Source organism: Reyranella sp. (assembly GCF_965229815.1).
Lineage (GTDB): Bacteria > Pseudomonadota > Alphaproteobacteria > Reyranellales > Reyranellaceae > Reyranella.
The window spans coordinates 644,891-661,460 of sequence record NZ_CBDDJN010000002.1 but is presented as its reverse complement, the minus strand read 5'-3'; the positions used below and the strand labels follow the sequence as shown (position 1 = coordinate 661,460).

17 protein-coding genes are annotated in these 16,570 nt (G+C 69.5%); 6 read left to right on the top strand and 11 right to left on the bottom strand.

Features of this window, described 5'->3' with window-relative positions; genetic code table 11:
- Nucleotides 1-129: 129 nt before the first annotated feature.
- The 3 genes from ACO073_RS03695 to ACO073_RS03685 form a co-directional block, all read right to left on the bottom strand.
- Nucleotides 130-519 (bottom strand): hypothetical protein, encoded by a 390-nt coding sequence (locus tag ACO073_RS03695; RefSeq protein WP_421995384.1) that lies wholly within the window; start codon nt 517-519, stop codon nt 130-132.
- 9 nt (nt 520-528) lie between these two features.
- Nucleotides 529-1,239 carry an EI24 domain-containing protein gene (locus tag ACO073_RS03690; RefSeq protein WP_421995382.1) on the bottom strand — a complete coding sequence of 237 codons (711 nt, stop codon included), beginning with the start codon at nt 1,237-1,239 and terminating at the stop codon, nt 529-531.
- A 79-nt stretch (nt 1,240-1,318) separates the two neighbouring features.
- Nucleotides 1,319-2,470, bottom strand: coding sequence for a CaiB/BaiF CoA transferase family protein (locus ACO073_RS03685; protein ID WP_421995380.1), 1,152 nt, complete (start codon nt 2,468-2,470; stop codon nt 1,319-1,321).
- Between the two features lie 210 nt (nt 2,471-2,680).
- Between ACO073_RS03685 and ACO073_RS03680 the strand changes: the two genes are divergently transcribed.
- The 3 genes from ACO073_RS03680 to ACO073_RS03670 all read left to right on the top strand — a co-directional run bounded on the left by ACO073_RS03680 (nt 2,681) and on the right by ACO073_RS03670 (nt 6,112).
- Nucleotides 2,681-4,333 (top strand): hypothetical protein, encoded by a 1,653-nt coding sequence (locus ACO073_RS03680; RefSeq protein ID WP_421995378.1) that lies wholly within the window; start codon nt 2,681-2,683, stop codon nt 4,331-4,333.
- A 10-nt stretch (nt 4,334-4,343) separates the two neighbouring features.
- A complete protein-coding gene (locus tag ACO073_RS03675; RefSeq protein ID WP_421995376.1) occupies nt 4,344-5,237 on the top strand; it encodes an MBL fold metallo-hydrolase in 894 nt (297 codons plus the stop codon).
- Between the two features lie 101 nt (nt 5,238-5,338).
- Nucleotides 5,339-6,112: an SDR family oxidoreductase gene (locus ACO073_RS03670; RefSeq protein ID WP_421995374.1), complete on the top strand. Its 774-nt coding sequence runs from the start codon at nt 5,339-5,341 to the stop codon at nt 6,110-6,112.
- A gap of 53 nt (nt 6,113-6,165) precedes the next feature.
- Here ACO073_RS03670 and ACO073_RS03665 read toward each other — a convergent pair whose 3' ends face one another.
- A complete protein-coding gene (locus ACO073_RS03665; RefSeq protein ID WP_421995372.1) occupies nt 6,166-6,825 on the bottom strand; it encodes an outer membrane protein in 660 nt (219 codons plus the stop codon).
- A 168-nt stretch (nt 6,826-6,993) separates the two neighbouring features.
- Between ACO073_RS03665 and recQ the strand changes: the two genes are divergently transcribed.
- Complete coding sequence (gene recQ / locus ACO073_RS03660; RefSeq protein ID WP_421995370.1) at nt 6,994-8,811, top strand: DNA helicase RecQ; 1,818 nt, start codon at nt 6,994-6,996, stop codon at nt 8,809-8,811.
- Nucleotides 8,812-8,828: 17 nt separating this feature from the next.
- On the opposite strand, the gene ACO073_RS03655 is transcribed toward recQ, so the two are convergent.
- The 6 genes from ACO073_RS03655 to ACO073_RS03630 all read right to left on the bottom strand — a co-directional run bounded on the left by ACO073_RS03655 (nt 8,829) and on the right by ACO073_RS03630 (nt 13,835).
- The gene (locus ACO073_RS03655; RefSeq protein WP_421995368.1) at nt 8,829-9,236 is read right to left on the bottom strand and encodes a VOC family protein; all 408 of its coding nucleotides are present in this window, start codon (nt 9,234-9,236) and stop codon (nt 8,829-8,831) included.
- Nucleotides 9,237-9,318: 82 nt separating this feature from the next.
- The gene (locus ACO073_RS03650) at nt 9,319-10,566 is read right to left on the bottom strand and encodes an RNA polymerase sigma factor (RefSeq protein ID WP_421995366.1); all 1,248 of its coding nucleotides are present in this window, start codon (nt 10,564-10,566) and stop codon (nt 9,319-9,321) included.
- Nucleotides 10,563-10,952, bottom strand: a complete 390-nt coding sequence (locus ACO073_RS03645) for a YciI family protein (RefSeq protein ID WP_421995364.1) — start codon at nt 10,950-10,952, stop codon at nt 10,563-10,565. Before ACO073_RS03645 ends, ACO073_RS03650 begins: the two co-directional genes overlap by 4 nt.
- A gap of 68 nt (nt 10,953-11,020) precedes the next feature.
- The gene (locus tag ACO073_RS03640) at nt 11,021-11,887 is read right to left on the bottom strand and encodes a metallophosphoesterase (RefSeq protein WP_421995362.1); all 867 of its coding nucleotides are present in this window, start codon (nt 11,885-11,887) and stop codon (nt 11,021-11,023) included.
- Between the two features lie 58 nt (nt 11,888-11,945).
- Nucleotides 11,946-13,166 carry a polyhydroxyalkanoate depolymerase gene (locus tag ACO073_RS03635; protein WP_421995360.1) on the bottom strand — a complete coding sequence of 407 codons (1,221 nt, stop codon included), beginning with the start codon at nt 13,164-13,166 and terminating at the stop codon, nt 11,946-11,948.
- 87 nt (nt 13,167-13,253) lie between these two features.
- Nucleotides 13,254-13,835 carry an SCO family protein gene (locus ACO073_RS03630; RefSeq protein WP_421995358.1) on the bottom strand — a complete coding sequence of 194 codons (582 nt, stop codon included), beginning with the start codon at nt 13,833-13,835 and terminating at the stop codon, nt 13,254-13,256.
- Between the two features lie 64 nt (nt 13,836-13,899).
- On the opposite strand from ACO073_RS03630, the gene ACO073_RS03625 reads away from it, so the two are divergent.
- Together ACO073_RS03625 and ACO073_RS03620 are read left to right on the top strand one after the other, a co-directional pair.
- Entirely contained in the window at nt 13,900-14,445 is a 546-nt protein-coding gene (locus ACO073_RS03625) for an HD domain-containing protein (protein WP_421995356.1), read from the top strand.
- A 30-nt stretch (nt 14,446-14,475) separates the two neighbouring features.
- The gene (locus ACO073_RS03620) at nt 14,476-15,105 is read left to right on the top strand and encodes a flavin reductase family protein (protein ID WP_421995354.1); all 630 of its coding nucleotides are present in this window, start codon (nt 14,476-14,478) and stop codon (nt 15,103-15,105) included.
- Nucleotides 15,106-15,223: 118 nt separating this feature from the next.
- On the opposite strand, the gene ACO073_RS03615 is transcribed toward ACO073_RS03620, so the two are convergent.
- Entirely contained in the window at nt 15,224-16,564 is a 1,341-nt protein-coding gene (locus ACO073_RS03615; RefSeq protein ID WP_421995352.1) for an amidase, read from the bottom strand.
- Between the last annotated feature and the right edge of the window lie 6 nt (nt 16,565-16,570).

Here is a 16,570-nt window from a genome sequence, read left to right as displayed (position 1 = left end):
GTCCTGTTCGACGATGAGTAGACGAGGCGGGGAGGCGTACCGGATGAGTCCTTTCACGCGGTCGTGACACGGCAAGGTCAGCCGGGCGCCGGTCCGCCGGTCTGGCTCGTGACGTCGCCGGAGGGACGGTCAGGCCACCCGCTTCTTCTGCGCCGCGACCGATCCCGCACACTGGTCGACCGGCAGGGGCCGCAGGTGGAGGTCGTAGGCGTCGGCGAACTCGGCCTTCCAGGCCGTGCCGCTGCGCCGGTAGAGATAGACGAACAGCGCGCAGGCATCCGACTGGTAGCGCAGCGCGCGCGCCGGATCGTCCTTGCGATCCAGCACGCCGGGGCCGAACAGCGCCAGCAGCTGGTGCTCGTCAAGGCCCTTGATGCGGTCGAGCGGGATCGGCGATCCGGCATTGCGCGAGGAGAAGACGCCCTTCTCCCCGCCGGTCAGGGAATATTGCTGGTCGTTGCCGGTGGTGCATCCGCCCAGCACGAGGAGCGAGGCGGCGAGGGCAAGTCCAGCTTTCATCGCATCAGTCTAGCGCGGTGCCGGCGGCGGGTTAACGGGACGCCCGGTCGCGGGCGGCCGCAGCGTCTGGGCGACGTGCACCATGGCCGCCACGCCCAGTACCGGCACGATCAGGTTCAGCACCGGGATGGTGCCCAGGAAGACGATGACGGCGCCGGTCAGCCACAGGACGCCGGCATTGGCGCGCCGCCACGCCTTGACCTCGGCCGGCGGCAGGCGGCGCAGGGCCACCTGCTCGTAGTAGACCCGCCCCGTCAGCCAGCCGTTGACGGCATAGAACAGGACGGCGCCCAGCCCCGCCACGAACAGGGCGAGGATGTAGAAGGGCAGCATCAGGAGGTTGAGCACGATCACCGCCACCAGGAAGACGACGCCCGTCCAGATGCCGGTCCAGATCGGAATGCCGTCGGCCGGCCCGAGTTGCGGATAGTGCTCGGCCTCGACGATGTCCGCGATCTGTTCCATGAAGATCGAGATCACGATGCCGAAGCTGGCCGGGAAGAGCATCAGCGCCAGCACGACCACGCCGGCGCCGCTCAGCCAGACGATGGTCTGGTTCAGCCAGGCCCATTCGAAGGTGGCGAACGACTTCAGGCCCCACCAGGCCAGCGCGCCGATGCCGACCTGCATCACGAGGCTGAGCAGCAGCGACCACCAGATGACGCCGCGCAGCCGGGGATCGCCCAGCTGGCGGACGGCCAGCTCGAAGGCGCGGATCATGGTGTCATCCCGGGCCCGGACGGCGGGGGCGCTTTCCGGCAAGGGCAGAAGTCCCCCGCGTCGCTCGGGATGACAGGGGTCATTGCGGCCCCACGATCCCGGCCGACTTCAGCTCGCCGATCTCCTTGGGCGAGAAGCCGCCTTCGGCGAGAACGTCGTCGGTGTGCTGGCCGCGCTTGGCGGCCGGCCCCTGGATGCCTTCCCGGGTGCGCGAGAAGCGTGGCGCCGGGGCGGGCTGCGGGAAGCCCGAGACGTCGACATAGGCGCCGCGCGCCTTGGCGTGCGGGTGGTCGGGCGCTTCCTTCATGCTGAGCACCGGCGCGAAACAGATGTCGGTGCCTTCCATGATGGCGCACCACTCGTCGCGGGTCTTGGTGCGGAAGATGCCGGCCAGCCGGCTCTTGAGCTGCGCCCACGCCTTGCGGTCCATCTGCGCCGGCAGGCTCTCGCCCTTCAGCCCGGTCTTCTCGAGCAGCAGCTCGTAGAACTGCGGCTCGATCGAGCCGATGCAGACGTGCTTGCCGTCCTTGGTCTCGTAGGTGCCGTAGAAGTGCGCGCCGCCGTCGAGCATGTTCGTCTCGCGGTCCTCGGTGTTCCACAGGCCGGCACCGGCCATGCCGTAGATGCCGCCCAGCAGCAGCGCGGCGCCGTCGACCATGGCGGCGTCGACCACCTGGCCCTTGCCCGAGCGCTGCGCCTCGAGGAGGCCGCAGACCATGCCGAAGGCCAGCAGCATGCCGCCGCCGCCGAAATCGCCGACGAGGTTGAGCGGCGGCACGGGCTTGTCCTTGACGCCGATCGCGTGCAGGGCGCCGGTCAGCGCGATGTAGTTGATGTCGTGGCCGGCGGCCTTGGCCAGCGGCCCGTCCTGGCCCCAGCCGGTCATGCGCCCGTAGACCAGCTTCGGATTGCGCGCCAGGCAGACGTCGGGTCCGAGCCCGAGCCGTTCCGCGACGCCGGGACGGAACGGCTCGGTGATGCCGTCGGCCTTCTCGATCAGCCGCAGCACGACCTCGACGCCCTCCTTCTTCTGCAGGTCGACGGATACCGAGCGGCGGCTGCGGTTGTGCACGGCGAACTTCGGATCGGCCAGGCGGTCCATCACGTGCGCCTTGGTCCGGTCGACGCGGATCACGTCGGCGCCCATGTCGCCCAGCATCATCGAGCACATGGGTCCGGGGCCGATGCCGGCCAGCTCGACGATCGTCAGCCCGGAAAGTGGACCTGCCATGTTTTCCTCCTGCGGAATGCACTTAGATTCTTCGACCGTCGATGTTAGCCGAAACCCCATCGCTGTCATCCCGAGCGAAAGCGAGGGACCTTTTTGCGGCTTGAAAGTCCCTCGACCTGCGGCCTCGGGATGACAGTCTCGATGCTCGCGGTCTAAAGTCCGCGCCGCAGAAGGCTGGGAGGCAACGGGATGGGGTGCGGGCGGTTCTTCATGTCGCTGGTGATGGCGGTTGCCGTCGCGGGCGCCGCCGTGGCGCAGCCGGCCGCTCCCAAGGAATACGACCAGCAGTTCCTCGTCCCCGGCTCCTGGTTCCACGGCGTGCACGGGCTGGCCTTCAACAAGGACGACCAGCTTTTCGCAGGCTCGGTGGTCGGCCAGACGCTGTACCGCGTGCAGGTCGATTCGGGCGAGGTCGACACGTTCGTCGGACCGCCGGCCGGCATGGCCGACGACATCGCCTTCGCCGACGACGGCACGATGGCGTGGACCGGCTTCCTGACCGGGAAGGTCTACATCCGCCGGCCCAACGGCAAGGTCATCGAGGTCGCCAACGGGCTGAGCGGGCCGAACTCGCTCGCCTTCGGCAAGGACGGACGGCTGTTCGTGTCGGAGGTCTTCCTCGGCGACGCGCTCTACGAGATCGACATCAAGAACGCCGACAAGCCCGACTTCAAGCCGGTGCAGCGCCCGGAGATGCGGCGCATCGCCGAGAAGATGGGCGGGCTCAACGGCTTCGAGATCCACAAGGACGACGGCTTCCTCTACGGGCCGCTGTGGTTCAAGGGTCAGGTCGTCAAGATCAACCTCGAGACCGGCGCCAGCGAGGTGATCGCCGAGGGCTTCAAGATCCCCGCCGCCGTCAACATCGACCCGCAGGTCAAGGACAACGTCTACGTCGTCGATGCCGGCACCGGCGGCGTGTGGAGCGTCAGCCTGACCAGCAAGACCAAGAAGCTGGTCGCGTCGATGAAGCCCGGCCTCGACAATCTCGCCTTCGATTCGCGCGGCCGGCTGTTCGTGACGTCGATGACCGACAACGGCATCTACCTCGTCGACAAGCAGACCGGCGCGCACCGGACCATCGTCGAGGGCAGGCTCGCGGTGCCGGCCGACCTCGCGGTCACCAGCGACAATGGCGTCGATACGGTGCATGTCGCCGACGTCTTCAGCTACCGGACCGTCGACGGCCGCACCGGCACGGTGCGCGACGTGCTGCGCGTCCACGGCGAGACCCACGCCTATCCCACGGGCATCTCGATCGGCGCGCGCAACGTGGTGCTGTCGAGCTGGTTCTCCAACACGGTCGAGAAGGTCGACCGCAAGTCCGGCAAGCTGGTCGCGACCTTCGGCGAGTTCGCTGCGCCCGTCGATGCCGTCGAGATGGCGGACGGAACCCTCTACGTCGCCGAGCTCGGCAGTTCGAACCTGGTCAAGGTCAGCGCCGACGGCAAGGAGCGCACGACCGTCGTCAAGGAGCTGCGGGCGCCGGTCGGGCTGGCCCGCGGCAAGGACGACCTGCTGTACGTCACCGAGATCGCGGCCGGCGCCGTCACCGAGATCAACGTCGCGACCGGCGCGCGCCGCGTCGTGGCCGACGGCCTGGCCGGCCCGGAGGGAATCGCCATCGGGCCCGAGGGGCGGCTGTTCGTGGCCGAGGTCGGCCAGAAGCGCGTCGTCGCCATCGATCCGGCGACCGGCGCCAAGACCGTGATCGCCTCCAACCTCGATATCGGCATCGATGCCTATCCCGGCGGCCCGCCGGCCCTGATGCCGACCGGCGTCGCCGTCGGCGCCGGCGGCATCGTCTATGTCAGCTCGGACAAGCGCAACGCGCTCTACAAGCTGACGCCGCCCGCCAACTGAAGGACCGCGCATGCCCGGCATCCCCTTCATCAGGGACTTCAAGTTCGACTACGGCACCGCGATGGAGGTGACGCCGACGATCCGGCGGGTCGTGGCGCATAATCCCAACCCCTTCACCTTCAAGGGCACCGGCACCTACATCATCGGCCACGGCAAGGTGGCGGTGGTCGATCCGGGGCCCGACATGCAGGATCACGTCGACGCCGTGCTGCGCGCCGTGCGCGGCGAGACGGTGACGCATATCCTGGTGACGCACACCCATGTCGACCATGTCCCGGCGACGCCGGCGCTCGCCCGGGCGACCGGCGCCAAGGTCTATTCGTTCGGTCCCCATCCGCGGCCCGAGAGCGACGACAAGCCGGAGCAGTTCGGCGACCTCGCCTTCGCACCCGACATCAAGCTGAACGACGGCGACGTCATCCAGGGCGACGGCTGGAACGTCGAGGCCGTCCACACGCCCGGCCACATCTCCAACCATCTCTGCTTCGCGGTGAAGGAGGACAATGCGCTCCTGTCGGGGGACCATGTCATGGGCTGGTCGACGGCCGTGATCTCGCCGCCCGACGGCAACATGGCCGACTATTTCGCCTCCCTGCGCAAGCTCCTGCCGCGCGAGGAGACGCTCTACATCCCGACGCACGGCGCGGAGATCCGCAATCCCAATCCCTTCGTGCAGGCCTATATCGAGCACCGGCTGGGCCGCGAGGCGCAGATCATGGCGCGCCTGAAGGAAGGCCCGCAGACCATCCCGCAGATGGTGGCGAAGAACTACGCCGACACGCCGGTCCACCTCCACGCCGCCGCCGGCCGCTCGATGCTGGCGCATCTCGTCCAGATGGTGAAGGACGGCCGGGTGAAGACCGAGGACGGCAAGGCGCGGATCGACAGCACGTACCGGCTCTAGAAAGAATGACGAAGGGTCCCTCGCTGCGCTCGGGATGACAGGCTCGGTGTCATCCCGAGCGCAGCGAGGGACCTTTCCCTGAAAAGCGAGGGAGAACGCCCATGGACATGAAGCTCACCGGCAAGACCGTTCTCATCACCGGCGGCAGCCGCGGCATCGGCTTCGCCTGCGCCATGGCCTTCGCCGCCGAAGGCTGCGCGGTGCACATCGCCTCGCGCTCGAAGGAATCGCTCGAGGCGGCACGAGACAGGATCCGCAGCCGGCACAACGTCCCGGTGGAGATCCATGCCGCCGACTTCTCCCGCGGCGACACGGTGCGTTCGGTGGTCGATGCGGTCGGCCATGCCGACATCCTGGTGAACAATGCCGGCGCCATCCCGCGCGGCGACATCTTCGCCATGACCGAGCCCAAGTGGCGCGAGGCCTGGGAGCTCAAGGTGTTCGGCTACATCAACGCCACCCGCGCCATGCTGGAGCGCATGTACGCGCGCAGGAAGGGCGTGGTGGTGAACGTGATCGGCCTCGCGGGCGAGAGCTTCAACTACGATTACGTCACCGGCACGATGGGCAATGCCAGCCTGATGGCTTTCACGCGTGCCGTCGGCTCGCGCAGCGTCGATCATGGCGTGCGCGTGGTCGCCATCAATCCGCCGGCCACGCGCACGGACCGCATGCTGACCCTGCTGCGCGGCCAGGCCGAGCAGCAGTTCGGCGATCCCGAGCGCTGGCCCGAGCTGACGAAGCACATGCCGTTCGGCCGGCCGGCCGAGCCCGACGAGGTCGCCGACCTCGCGGTCTTCCTCGCCTCCGACCGCGCCAGCTACATCAGCGGCGTGGTCATGACGCTCGACGGCGGCCAGGCCGCGCGGCATTAGAGCGGCCGTAGACCTCCCCATCGCGGCGCGATGGGGAGGAACGTGCGCCGTGCCTAGAAGTGATAGTTGACGCCGAGCCGGATCAGGTTGCCGCTCGTACTCTCGCTCACCGGCACCGTGGCCGCCACCGGCAGCGCCGTGCTCGGCGTTCCCATGTAGAGATATTCGAGCTTCATCGACCAGCGGTCGGCGATCATGCCTTCGACGCCGCCGCCCACCGTCCAGGTCCAGTAGGTGTTGCTGGCCGAATAGGCGGGCATGCCGGCGCCGCCGCCGCTCACGGTGCGCTGGCCCCACACCGCGCCGCCGGTCACGTAGGGCATCACCGAGCCGACCGTATAGCCGGCGCGCAGGCGCATGGTGCTGAACCACGGCGTGTAGGTCGTGGCGGCCAGCGGACCGGCGCCGCTGCCGCCGCCCAGCTGCGAGGCGTAGGTCGAGCCCTGGAAGTCGACTTCCGCACCGAGCAGGACGGGACCGAAGAGATAGTTGTAGCCGCCCTGTGCGCCGCCCGCGAAGCCGGCGCCGCTGCCCGAGAAGCCGCCGGGTCCGAACGGCGTGGCGAAGGTCGAGGAGGTGCTGCCGAACAGGCCGCCGGCGTTGAGACCGGCATAGAAGCCGTTCCAGGCCGGGCTGGGTTGCTGTGCGGCGAGAGGGGTCGCCGCCATCGCCGTTGCCGCGATGACCAGTCCGAACGAAGTCCACTTTTTCATGACGAGGCTCCACGCCCTTGTTGAGCTCCCCCGTCGTCAGTACGGAGCGGCGCCGACGATCGTCCCTCGATCTCGCAGCGACGGCTGTAAATCGAACCGATGGTGAATCGAATGGGGCGGAATCGCGTCGCGCGCTCCTGTACAGTGCAGGCAATCGTCCAAGAAGACATGTCCGACCCCCTCGCTCTCGCATCGTCCCTGCTGCATTCGGTCTTCGGCTTCGGCGCTTTCCGCCCGGGGCAGGAAGAAATCGTGCGTGCCGTGCTGGCCGGCGAGAACGTGCTGGCCGTCATGCCGACGGGCAGCGGCAAGTCGCTGTGCTACCAGCTTCCCGCCATCGCGCGGCCGGGCCTCACCGTCGTCGTGTCGCCGCTGATCGCGTTGATGCGCGACCAGGTGCGGGCGCTGACGGCCGCCGGCGTCGCGGCCGGCAGCCTGAACTCGAGCAACGAGCCGGCCGAGAATGCCCGCGTCCTCGACCTGATGCGCCGCGGCGAGCTGCGCCTGCTCTACCTCGCGCCCGAGCGGCTGGCGCGTCCCGACACGGTCGAGATGCTGGCCGAGAGCCGCGTGACGATGATGGCGATCGACGAGGCGCATTGCGTGTCGCAGTGGGGCCACGACTTCCGGCCCGAGTACCTGACGCTGGGCACGCTCGCGCGCCAGATCGGCGGCCGCCTGCAGACGCTGGCGCTCACCGCGACCGCCGACGCCCCGACCCGCAGCGACATCGTCGACAAGCTGTTCCCCATGGCGCCGCGCGTCTTCGTGCGCAGCTTCGACCGGCCGAACCTGCGGCTCGCCTTCAAGCCCAAGGAGCGCTCGACCCGCCAGGCCCTCGCCTTCGCGCGCGCCCATGCCGGGGAGAGCGGCATCGTCTACTGCGCCTCGCGCCGCAAGGTCGAGGAGCTGGCCGCGGCGCTGCGCGCGGCCGACATCGACGCGCTGCCCTACCATGCCGGCCTCGACAAGGCGGTGCGCGACGCCAACCAGGATGCGTTCCAGCAGCGCGACGGCGTGGTGATGACGGCGACGGTCGCCTTCGGCATGGGCATCGACAAGCCCGACGTGCGCTTCGTCTGCCATGCCGACCTGCCGGCCAACGTCGAGGCCTACTACCAGGAGATCGGCCGCGCCGGCCGCGACGGCCTGCCGGCCGATACGCTGACGCTCTACGGGCTGGGTGACATGCAGCTGCGCCGCCTGCAGATCGAGCAGAGCGATTCGTCGGACGAGCGCAAGCGCATCGAGCGCCAGAGACTGGGCGCCCTGCTGACGCTCGCCGAGGCGCCGCGCTGTCGCCGCCAGACGCTGCTCGCCTATTTCGGCGAGGCCTCGGAACCCTGCGGCAACTGCGATCTCTGCCAGGAAGGCGTCGAGCTGTTCGACGGCACGATCGACGCGCAGAAGGCGATGTCGGCCATCGTTCGAACCGGCGAGCGCTTCGGCATGGAGCATCTCGTCGCCATCCTGACCGGCGAGCGCACAGAGAACGTGCTGCGCTTCCAGCACGACAACCTCCCGACCTTCGGCGTCGGCGCCGGCCGCAAGCCCGCGGAATGGCGCTCGATCTTCCGCCAGCTCTCGGCTACCGGCCTGATCGCCCAGGACCTCGTCGAGCATGGCCGCTGGTCGGTCACCGACGAGGGATGGCGCGTGCTCAAGGGCAAGGCGACGATCGAGCTGCGCAAGGACCTCGCGGCTTCGGCGGCACGCGGCGGCCGCGACGCGCGGCGGCCCCCGCCGGTCGTCGCCGACGAGGCCGATGTCGAGCTGCTGACGGCGCTCAAGGCGCTGCGCAGCAAGCTCGCGCAGGCCCAGAAGGTGCCGGCCTATGTCGTGTTCTCCGACCGCACGCTGGCGGAACTCGCCACCCACCGGCCGGGCAGCGCGCGCGCCATGCGCGAGATCCACGGGGTCGGCGACGCCAAGCTCGAACGCTACGGGGCGGCGTTCCTGGAGATCGTCCAGGCGCACGCCCGGTAGCGGGTCAACGAGCCGGATCAGCCTTTCTGGATCGGCGTGCCGACCGACCAGCGGATGCCGAACGGGTCGCGGAACTGGCCGTAGCGGTCGCCCCAGAACATGTCGGTGACCGGCATCAGCGCCTCGGCGCCGGCTTCGACCGCGCGCTTCCACCAGGCATCGGCATCGTCCACCTGGAGATGCAGCGTGAAGGCGCCAGGCGTCTCCAGCGGATGGCCATGATCGGGGAAGGCATCGGCCAGCATCAGCGAGCCGCCGTTGACCACGAGATGGATGTGCATGTAGCGGCCCTTCTCGTCGGGCGGCATGCGCATCACCTCGGTGGCGCCGAGCGCCTTGACGTAGAAGTCGGCGGCGCGGCCGGCGTCGCTGACGCCGAGATAGGGGCAGACGCCGCCGAGGACGGGGGGAAGGGCTTGGGTCATGTCGGTCTCCACGGGTTCGGGCTCTTGGCCTGCCCCGAGGACGAACGGCGGAGGCCGGTGCCGACAGGCCGGCCGGTTTTTTTCAGGCCGTCTCGCGGTCGAGATGATCGAGGTGCTGGCGGATGTGCGCGGCTTCGGCGGCGGTGCCGGCGAGGGCGATGGCGCGGTCGAAGGCGGTGCGCGCCTCGCCGAGGCGGTCGAGCTGGCGCAGCAGCGCGCCGCGCACGCCGTGGAAATAGAAGTAGCCCGAGAGCCGCCCGGCCAGCGGCTCGATCATCGCCAGCGCCGCGGCCGGCCCGCGCACCTTGCCGACCGCGACGGCGCGGTTCAGCGTCACCACCGGCGAGGGCTGCAGGCGCTCGAGATTGGCATAGAGCAGGTCGATCTGCGTCCAGTCCGTCTCCTCGGCGCGGGTCGCGCGCGCGTGCAGCGCGGCGATCGCGGCCTGGACCTGGTAGGGACCGGGCCGGCGATGGCGCATCGCCTTGTCGATCAGGGCGAGGCCTTCGGCGATGCGCGGGCCGTTCCACAGGTGGCGGTCCTGGTCCTCGAGCAGCACAAGCGCGCCGGCCGCGTCGAACCGCGCCGGCGCCCGCGCCTGCTGCAGCAGCATGAGGGCGGCCAGGCCCATCACCTCGGGCTCGTTGGGAAACACGCGCAGCAGCAGGCGGCCGAGCCAGATGCCTTCCTCGGCCAGCGTGGCGCGGCCGCGCGCCTCCTCGCTCGGCGCCGAATAGCCCTCGTTGAACACCAGGTAGACCATGGCGGCGACGACGCCCAGCCGCTCGGCGCGCTCGGCCGGGCCGGGCGTCTCGAAGGGCACGCCGGCCGCCGCGATGCGGGCCTTGGCGCGCGTGATGCGCTGCTCCATGGCGGCTTCGCTCACCAGGAAGGCGCGCGCGATCTGCCGGACCGACAGGCCGCAGACGATGCGCAGCGCCAGCGCGATCTGCTGCGTCGCCGGCAGGTCGGGATGGCAGCACACGAAGAGCAGCCGGAGTATGTCGTCGCGGTAGTGCTGGCCGTCGAGCCGCTCGGCGAGCGGGCTCTCGGCATCGTCGAGGTCCGACAGCGCCGCCTCGTCGGGCAGCGCCACCTCGCGGTTGCGGCGGCGGACCCCGTCCATGGCCGCGTTGCGGCCGACGAAGATCAGCCAGGCGGCGGCGTCGCGCGGCGGCCCGTTCTGCGGCCACGCCTTCAGCGCGCGCAGGCAGGCTTCCTGGAAGGCTTCCTCGGCCGTATCGAGATCGCGGAAGTAGCGCAGAAGGGCCCCCATCGCCCGGGGGCGCGCCGCGACCAGCACCGCGTCGATCCAGCCGACGTCGTTCATGCGGCCGGCTTCCGCGCCTCGGCCAGCCGGTTGTCGTGGAGCTCGGCGACCGGCCGGATCTCGTAGCTGCCGGTGCCGGGATTGGCCTTGGCCAGCTCCTTGGCGATCTCGAGCGCGGCGTCGAGCGAGGCGCAGTCGATGATGTAGAAGCCGAGCAGCTGCTCCTTCGTCTCGGCGAAGGGCCCGTCGATCACCAGCTCCTCCCTGCCCTTGCGCAGGGTGGTCGCCGCCGTGGTCGGCAGCAGGCGGGCGACCGGCCCCAGCCGGCCCTGGCGCGCCAGCCGGCCCTGGACCGTCATCAGCTTGGTCATGGTCTCGTCGTGGTACTCCTTGGACCACGAGCCGACCGCTTCCTCGGAATTGTAGCAAAGGATGGCGTAGAGCATGGGACGGGCTCCTCTATGACCGAAGGACGAAGCGGCGGCCGCGCATCCGACAGCCCGCCGGAAAGAAATCACGCGTCGTCGGACGATTGCGGGGTCGCGAAGGGCGAGCCGGCCTTGAGGATGCGGTAGCGGCCCTCGCGGATCTCCGCCGCGGTGACGATGCCGGTGCGCGCGCTGCCGCCGTCGAGGCCGAGCCGGTCGCCCTCGAACAGGTGGGGATCCTCCATGCCGCTGATGGCGCGGTGCTTGTCGGGCGGCGTGTGGCCGTGGACCACCAGCGTGCCGCCGAATCCCCGTCGCCAGTCGAGGAAGCCGTGGTTGATCCAGGCCCAGCGGGCCTCGGTGAAGATGGTCCAGGGCCGGGCCAGGAACTCGTCGGGATCGGCATGGGGATCGAGCCCGCCATGGACGAACAGCGTGTTGCCCAGCCGCACGTGGCCGCGCATGCCGTAGAGGCGGTGGACGATCTCGTTCCCCAGGGCGCGCTGCAGCAGGCCGAGGTCGGCGCGGGCCGCCGGCTCGTCGAGCCGCTCGCGCATCTGGTCGAGCAGCGTCTGGCCGCCCATGCGCTTGCTGAGCCACATCGATTCCGCCCGGTCGGCGTGCGGGCCGCCGAGCGCGGCCAGCATCATCATGATCTCGTGGTTGCCCATCAGGCGGTCGACATGGTCGACGCCGTGGTCGGCCTCGCTGCCGGCCCATTGCCGCAGAACGCCGATCGAATCGGGCCCGCGGTTGATCATGTCGCCGAGATAGACGAGGCGCCGCCGGCCGGCTGTCTCGGCCGCCAGGTTGGCGATGGCGTCGAGCATCGCCGCCAGCTCGGCGGCGCAGCCATGGACGTCGCCGATCGCGAACACGGTCTCGCCGCGCAGGGCGAAGGGTGCGGGCTTCCAGGTGCCGATCTCGACGGGCCGTTTCAGGGACACGTCCATGCCGGAATGCTAGCGCCGACCGGCAACGGCCTCCACCGCGCCGGCCTCACAGCCACTGTCAGGCCGCCTCGTTGGCCCGGATGAAGTCGCGGACGCGCGGCATGATCTGCTCGCGCCACTTGCGGCCGTTGAAGATGCCGTAATGGCCGACCCGCGGCTGCTCCCAGTGGACGTGGCGGGCGCCCGGGATGTTGGGCGTCAGCGCGTGGGCCGCCTTGGTCTGGCCGACGCCCGAGATGTCGTCGAGCTCGCCCTCGACCGTCATCAGCGCCGTCTCGATGAAGGACGGGTCGATCTTGCGGCCACGGCTGACCCAAAGGCCGCGCGGCAGCAGGTGCTCCTTGAACACGACCTCGATGGTCTGCAGGTAGAACTCGGCGGAGAGATCCATCACCGCCAGGTACTCGTCGTAGAAGGCGCGGTGCGAATCGGCCGAATCGTCGTCGCCTTTGACGAGATGCTCGAACTGGCGCATGTGCGCGTTGATGTGGCGGTCGAGGTTCATGCTGATGAACGAGGTGAGCTGCAGGAAGCCCGGATAGACGCGGCGCAGGGCGCCCGGATAGTTGAAGGGCACCGTCGCGATGACGTTCTGGCGGAACCACATCATCGAGTTGCGCATCGCCAGGTCGTTGGGCGTCGTCGGGCTCACCCGCGTGTCGATCGGACCGCCCATCAGCGTGATCGAGCGCGGCTGGTGCGGGTCCTTCTGCTCGGCCATCAGCGATGCGGCGGCCAGCACCGGTACCGATGGCTGGCAGACGGCGATCACGTGCACGTCGGGGCCGAGGTAGCGGCAGAATTCCATGACGTAGTCGACATAGTCGTCGAGGTCGAAATTGCCCTCCGACAGCGGCACCTCGCGGGCATCGGTCCAGTCGGTGATGTGGACGTCGTGCTCGGGCAGCAGCGCCTCGACCGTGCCGCGCAGCAGGGTCGCGTAGTGGCCGCTCATGGGCGCCACGACCAGGACCTTGGGATCGCGCCGTTCGGTCTCGCGCCGGAAGCGCAGCAGCTGGCAGAACGGCTTGCGGACCAGGATCTCCTCGTTGACCGCGACCGTCTCGTTGCCGATCCGCGTCGTCGCGAGGCCGAAGGCCGGCTTGCCGTAGTTCTGCGTCAGCCGCGCGACGATCTCCGCGCCGGCCGCCACCGACTTGCCGAACCAGGTGTCCGTCAGCGGGTTGTAGGGGCTGGAATAGACCTTCTCCAGCGCATTGGCCCATAGCCTGATGGGCTGGGCGAACTGGCGTTGGAGCTCGTACGCGGAATACAGCATGGGCGGCCGATTTTACGTAGGCCGCGCCCCGTGTCACTTCAATAGTGCATTGCACAAATTATTTGAAATCAATGGCTTGCCGCCAGGTCACAGCAGGCGTTTCACGGCCGCGGCGATCGATTCGGCCTTTGCCTCGTGGGTGAAGTGGGTGACGAAGCGGCCGTTGCGGTCGAGCAGGTAGACGATCGACGAGTGGTCCATCAGGTAGGGCGCGCCGTCCTTGCCCGGCACCTTCTGGTAGTAGACGCGATAGGCGCGGGCGACGTCGGCGATCTGCTGCGGCGTGCCGGTGAGGCCGATGATGGTCGGGCCGAAATTGGGGACATAGCCCTTCAGGAGCTCGGGCGTGTCGCGCTCGGGATCGATGGTGATGAAGACGATGTTGACCTTTTTGGCGGCATCGGGGCCGAGCTGCTCGACCGCGTTCTCCATCAGCAGCAGCGAGGTCGGGCAGACGTCGGGGCAGTAGGTGAAGCCGAAATAGATCAGCGTCGGCTTGCCCTTCAGGCTGTCGCTGGTGACGGTCCGGCCATTCTGGTCGGTGAGGGCGAACGGGCCGCCGATGGTCGGCTTGCCGCCGCCCTGCCAGGCATCCCAGCCGATCCACGCGGCGGCGGCGGCGAGGGCGACGATCCAGACGCCCAGCAGCGCCTTCATGGTCCGAGACATGGGTCGAAGATGGGCCGGCCGGGACGGCTCGACAAGCCGGACCGCTGGTCGCACAAGGACGGCCATGAGCAGCGATCTCGTCCGCCTGACCCGCGCCGCCGACTATGCCGCCCGCCAGCATGTCGCGCAGCGGCGCAAGGGCGAGCGGGCCGAGCCCTACATCAACCATCTCACCGAGGTGGCGGCGATGCTGGCCGAGGCGACGGGCGGCGACGACGTCGTCCTGCTGATGGGCGGGCTGCTTCACGACACGCTCGAGGACACCGACGCCACCTACGAGGATCTCGAGCAGCGCTTCGGACCCGAGGTCGCTGCGCTGGTCGCCGAGGTGACCGACGACAAGTCGTTGCCCAAGGAGGAGCGCAAGCGCCTGCAGATCGAGAAGACGCCGGGCAAGTCGCGCCGCGCCAAGCTCCTGAAGCTCGCCGACAAGACCTCGAACCTGCGCGGCCTGGTGACGAGCCCGCCGAGCGGCTGGTCGGCCGCGCGGCTCGCCGACTATGTCGTGTGGGCGCACGATGTCGTACGCTCGTGCCGCGGGCTCAATCCGAGCCTCGAGGCCGCCTTCGACGCGGCGCATGCGGAAGCCAGCCGCCACTACGGCCCCTGACCGGGCCGGCGACCGGCCCGGGAGGAAGCGATGTTCTACGACGCCGCCAAGCGCGACCACGGCCTGGCCCAGGATCCGCTGAAATCGCTGATCGTGCCGCGGCCGATCGGCTGGATCTCGACCGTCGACCGCCAGGGCCGCGTGAACCTGGCGCCCTACAGCTTCTACAACGCCGTCGGCGAGTTCCCGCCCATGGTCTACTTCGCCATCACCGGCACCTACGGCGACACGCCGACCAAGCACAGCCGCATGAACGCCGAATCGAGCGGCGAGTTCGTGGTCAACATGGTGAGCGAAAGCCTGAAGGAGCAGATGAACGTCACCACCACCATGGTGGCCTTCGGTGTCGACGAGCTGAAGCTGGCCGGCCTGACGCCCGCGCCCTGCAACATCGTGAAGCCGCCGCGGGTCAAGGAATCGCCCGTCGCCCTGGAGTGCAAGTACTGGCGCACCATCGAGCTGCCGGTCGAGAAGGGCCACGAGACCAAGCGCGGCTCGGTCGTGTTCGGCCAGGTGGTCGGCGTCCATATCGACGACAGCATCATCAAGGACGGCCGCGTCGACGTGCTGGCCTTCCGGCCCGTGGCGCGGCTGGGCTACAGCGAGTACGCCACGACCGACAATGTCTGGCGCATGCGCCGGCCGGACGATCCCAAGTAGAAGAAGCCGTCATCCCGACCGAAGCGAAGCGGAGTGGAGGGACCTTTCTTGCCGCTGTTGCCAATGGAAAAGAGGTCCCTCGACGGCGCGCCTTCGGCGCCCCGCTCGGGATGACGATTTAGCCCCGCACCACCGGCGCCACCGAGCGCGCGATGGCGAGCAGGCGCTTGTCGGCCATCGTCTCGCCCATCAGCATGAAGCCCACCGGCAGCTCGCCGGCGGCGTGGCAGGGCAGGCTGATGGCGCAGCGGTCGAGGAAGTTGCCGACCGTGGTGTTGCGCAGCAGCAGCAGGTTCTTCCGGGTGAAGCCCTCGGGCGTCGAGACCTCGTCGAGCGTCGGCGCGACGATGGCGCAGGTCGGCATCGCCACGGCATCGTAGTTCGCCGTCACCGCCGACACGCGCCGGCACAGGTCGGCGCGCGCCTGCAGCAGCTCGATGTAGTCGGCCGCGTCCATCTCCTTGCCCCGCATGATGCGCGGATGGACGAACGGATCGTAATCCTTGCCGCGGCGTGCGATCAGCGTGCGGTGCCAGGCATAGGCCTCGGATGCGGCGAAGCCGCCCTTGGCGTTGATCGCCGGCAGCTCGTCGAGCTCGGGCAGGTCGATCCTGTCGACCTTGACGCCGACTCCCGCCAGCGCCTTCAGCGCCCGCTCGAAGGCGGCCGCGACGACGGGATCGAGATCGCTCATCACGAAGTGCATGGGCACGGCCAGGCGCAGGCCGCTGAGCGGCGCCGCCGCCGGCACCGCGATGGGCTCGCCGGCGAACACCGCGTCGACGATGGCGCAGCACTCGATCGAGTTGGCCAGCGGACCGATCGAATCGAGCGAGGTCGAGAGCGGCACGACGCCGTCGATCGGCACGCGCCGGGCGGTCGGCTTGAAGCCGGTCAGGCCGCAGACCGCGGCCGGGATGCGGACCGAGCCGCCGGTGTCGGTGCCGAGCGCCGCCACCGCCATGCCGTCGGCCACCGAGACGGCGGCACCCGACGAGGAGCCGCCGGGCACGCGGCTGCGGTCGGCCGGGTTGCCCGGCGTGCCGTAGTGCGGATTGAAGCCGACGCCCGAGAAGGCGAACTCGCTCATGTTGGTCGAGCCGACGATCACCGCGCCGGCCGCCCGCAGGCGCGCCACCACCGGCGCGTCCGCCGTAGCCGGCGCCGCATCGTCGAGCGCCCGCGAGCCCGCCAGCGTGGTCTCGCCGGCGACGTCGCACAGGTTCTTGATCGAGACCGGGAGGCCGGCGAGCGGCGAGGGCACGATGCCCGCCTTGCGCAGCGCGTCGCTGGCGTCGGCGGCGGCCAGCGCCGCCGCGCGGTAGGTCCTGACGAAGACCCGCTTGCCCTCGCCGGCCGGGTCCTCGATGCGGGCCAGTGCCTGCTCGGTGAGGGCGCGGGATGTGGTGCGGCCGGCGGCCAGGTCTGCGGCGAGAAGCTGTATCGTCGGGTTGGCCATCGGACT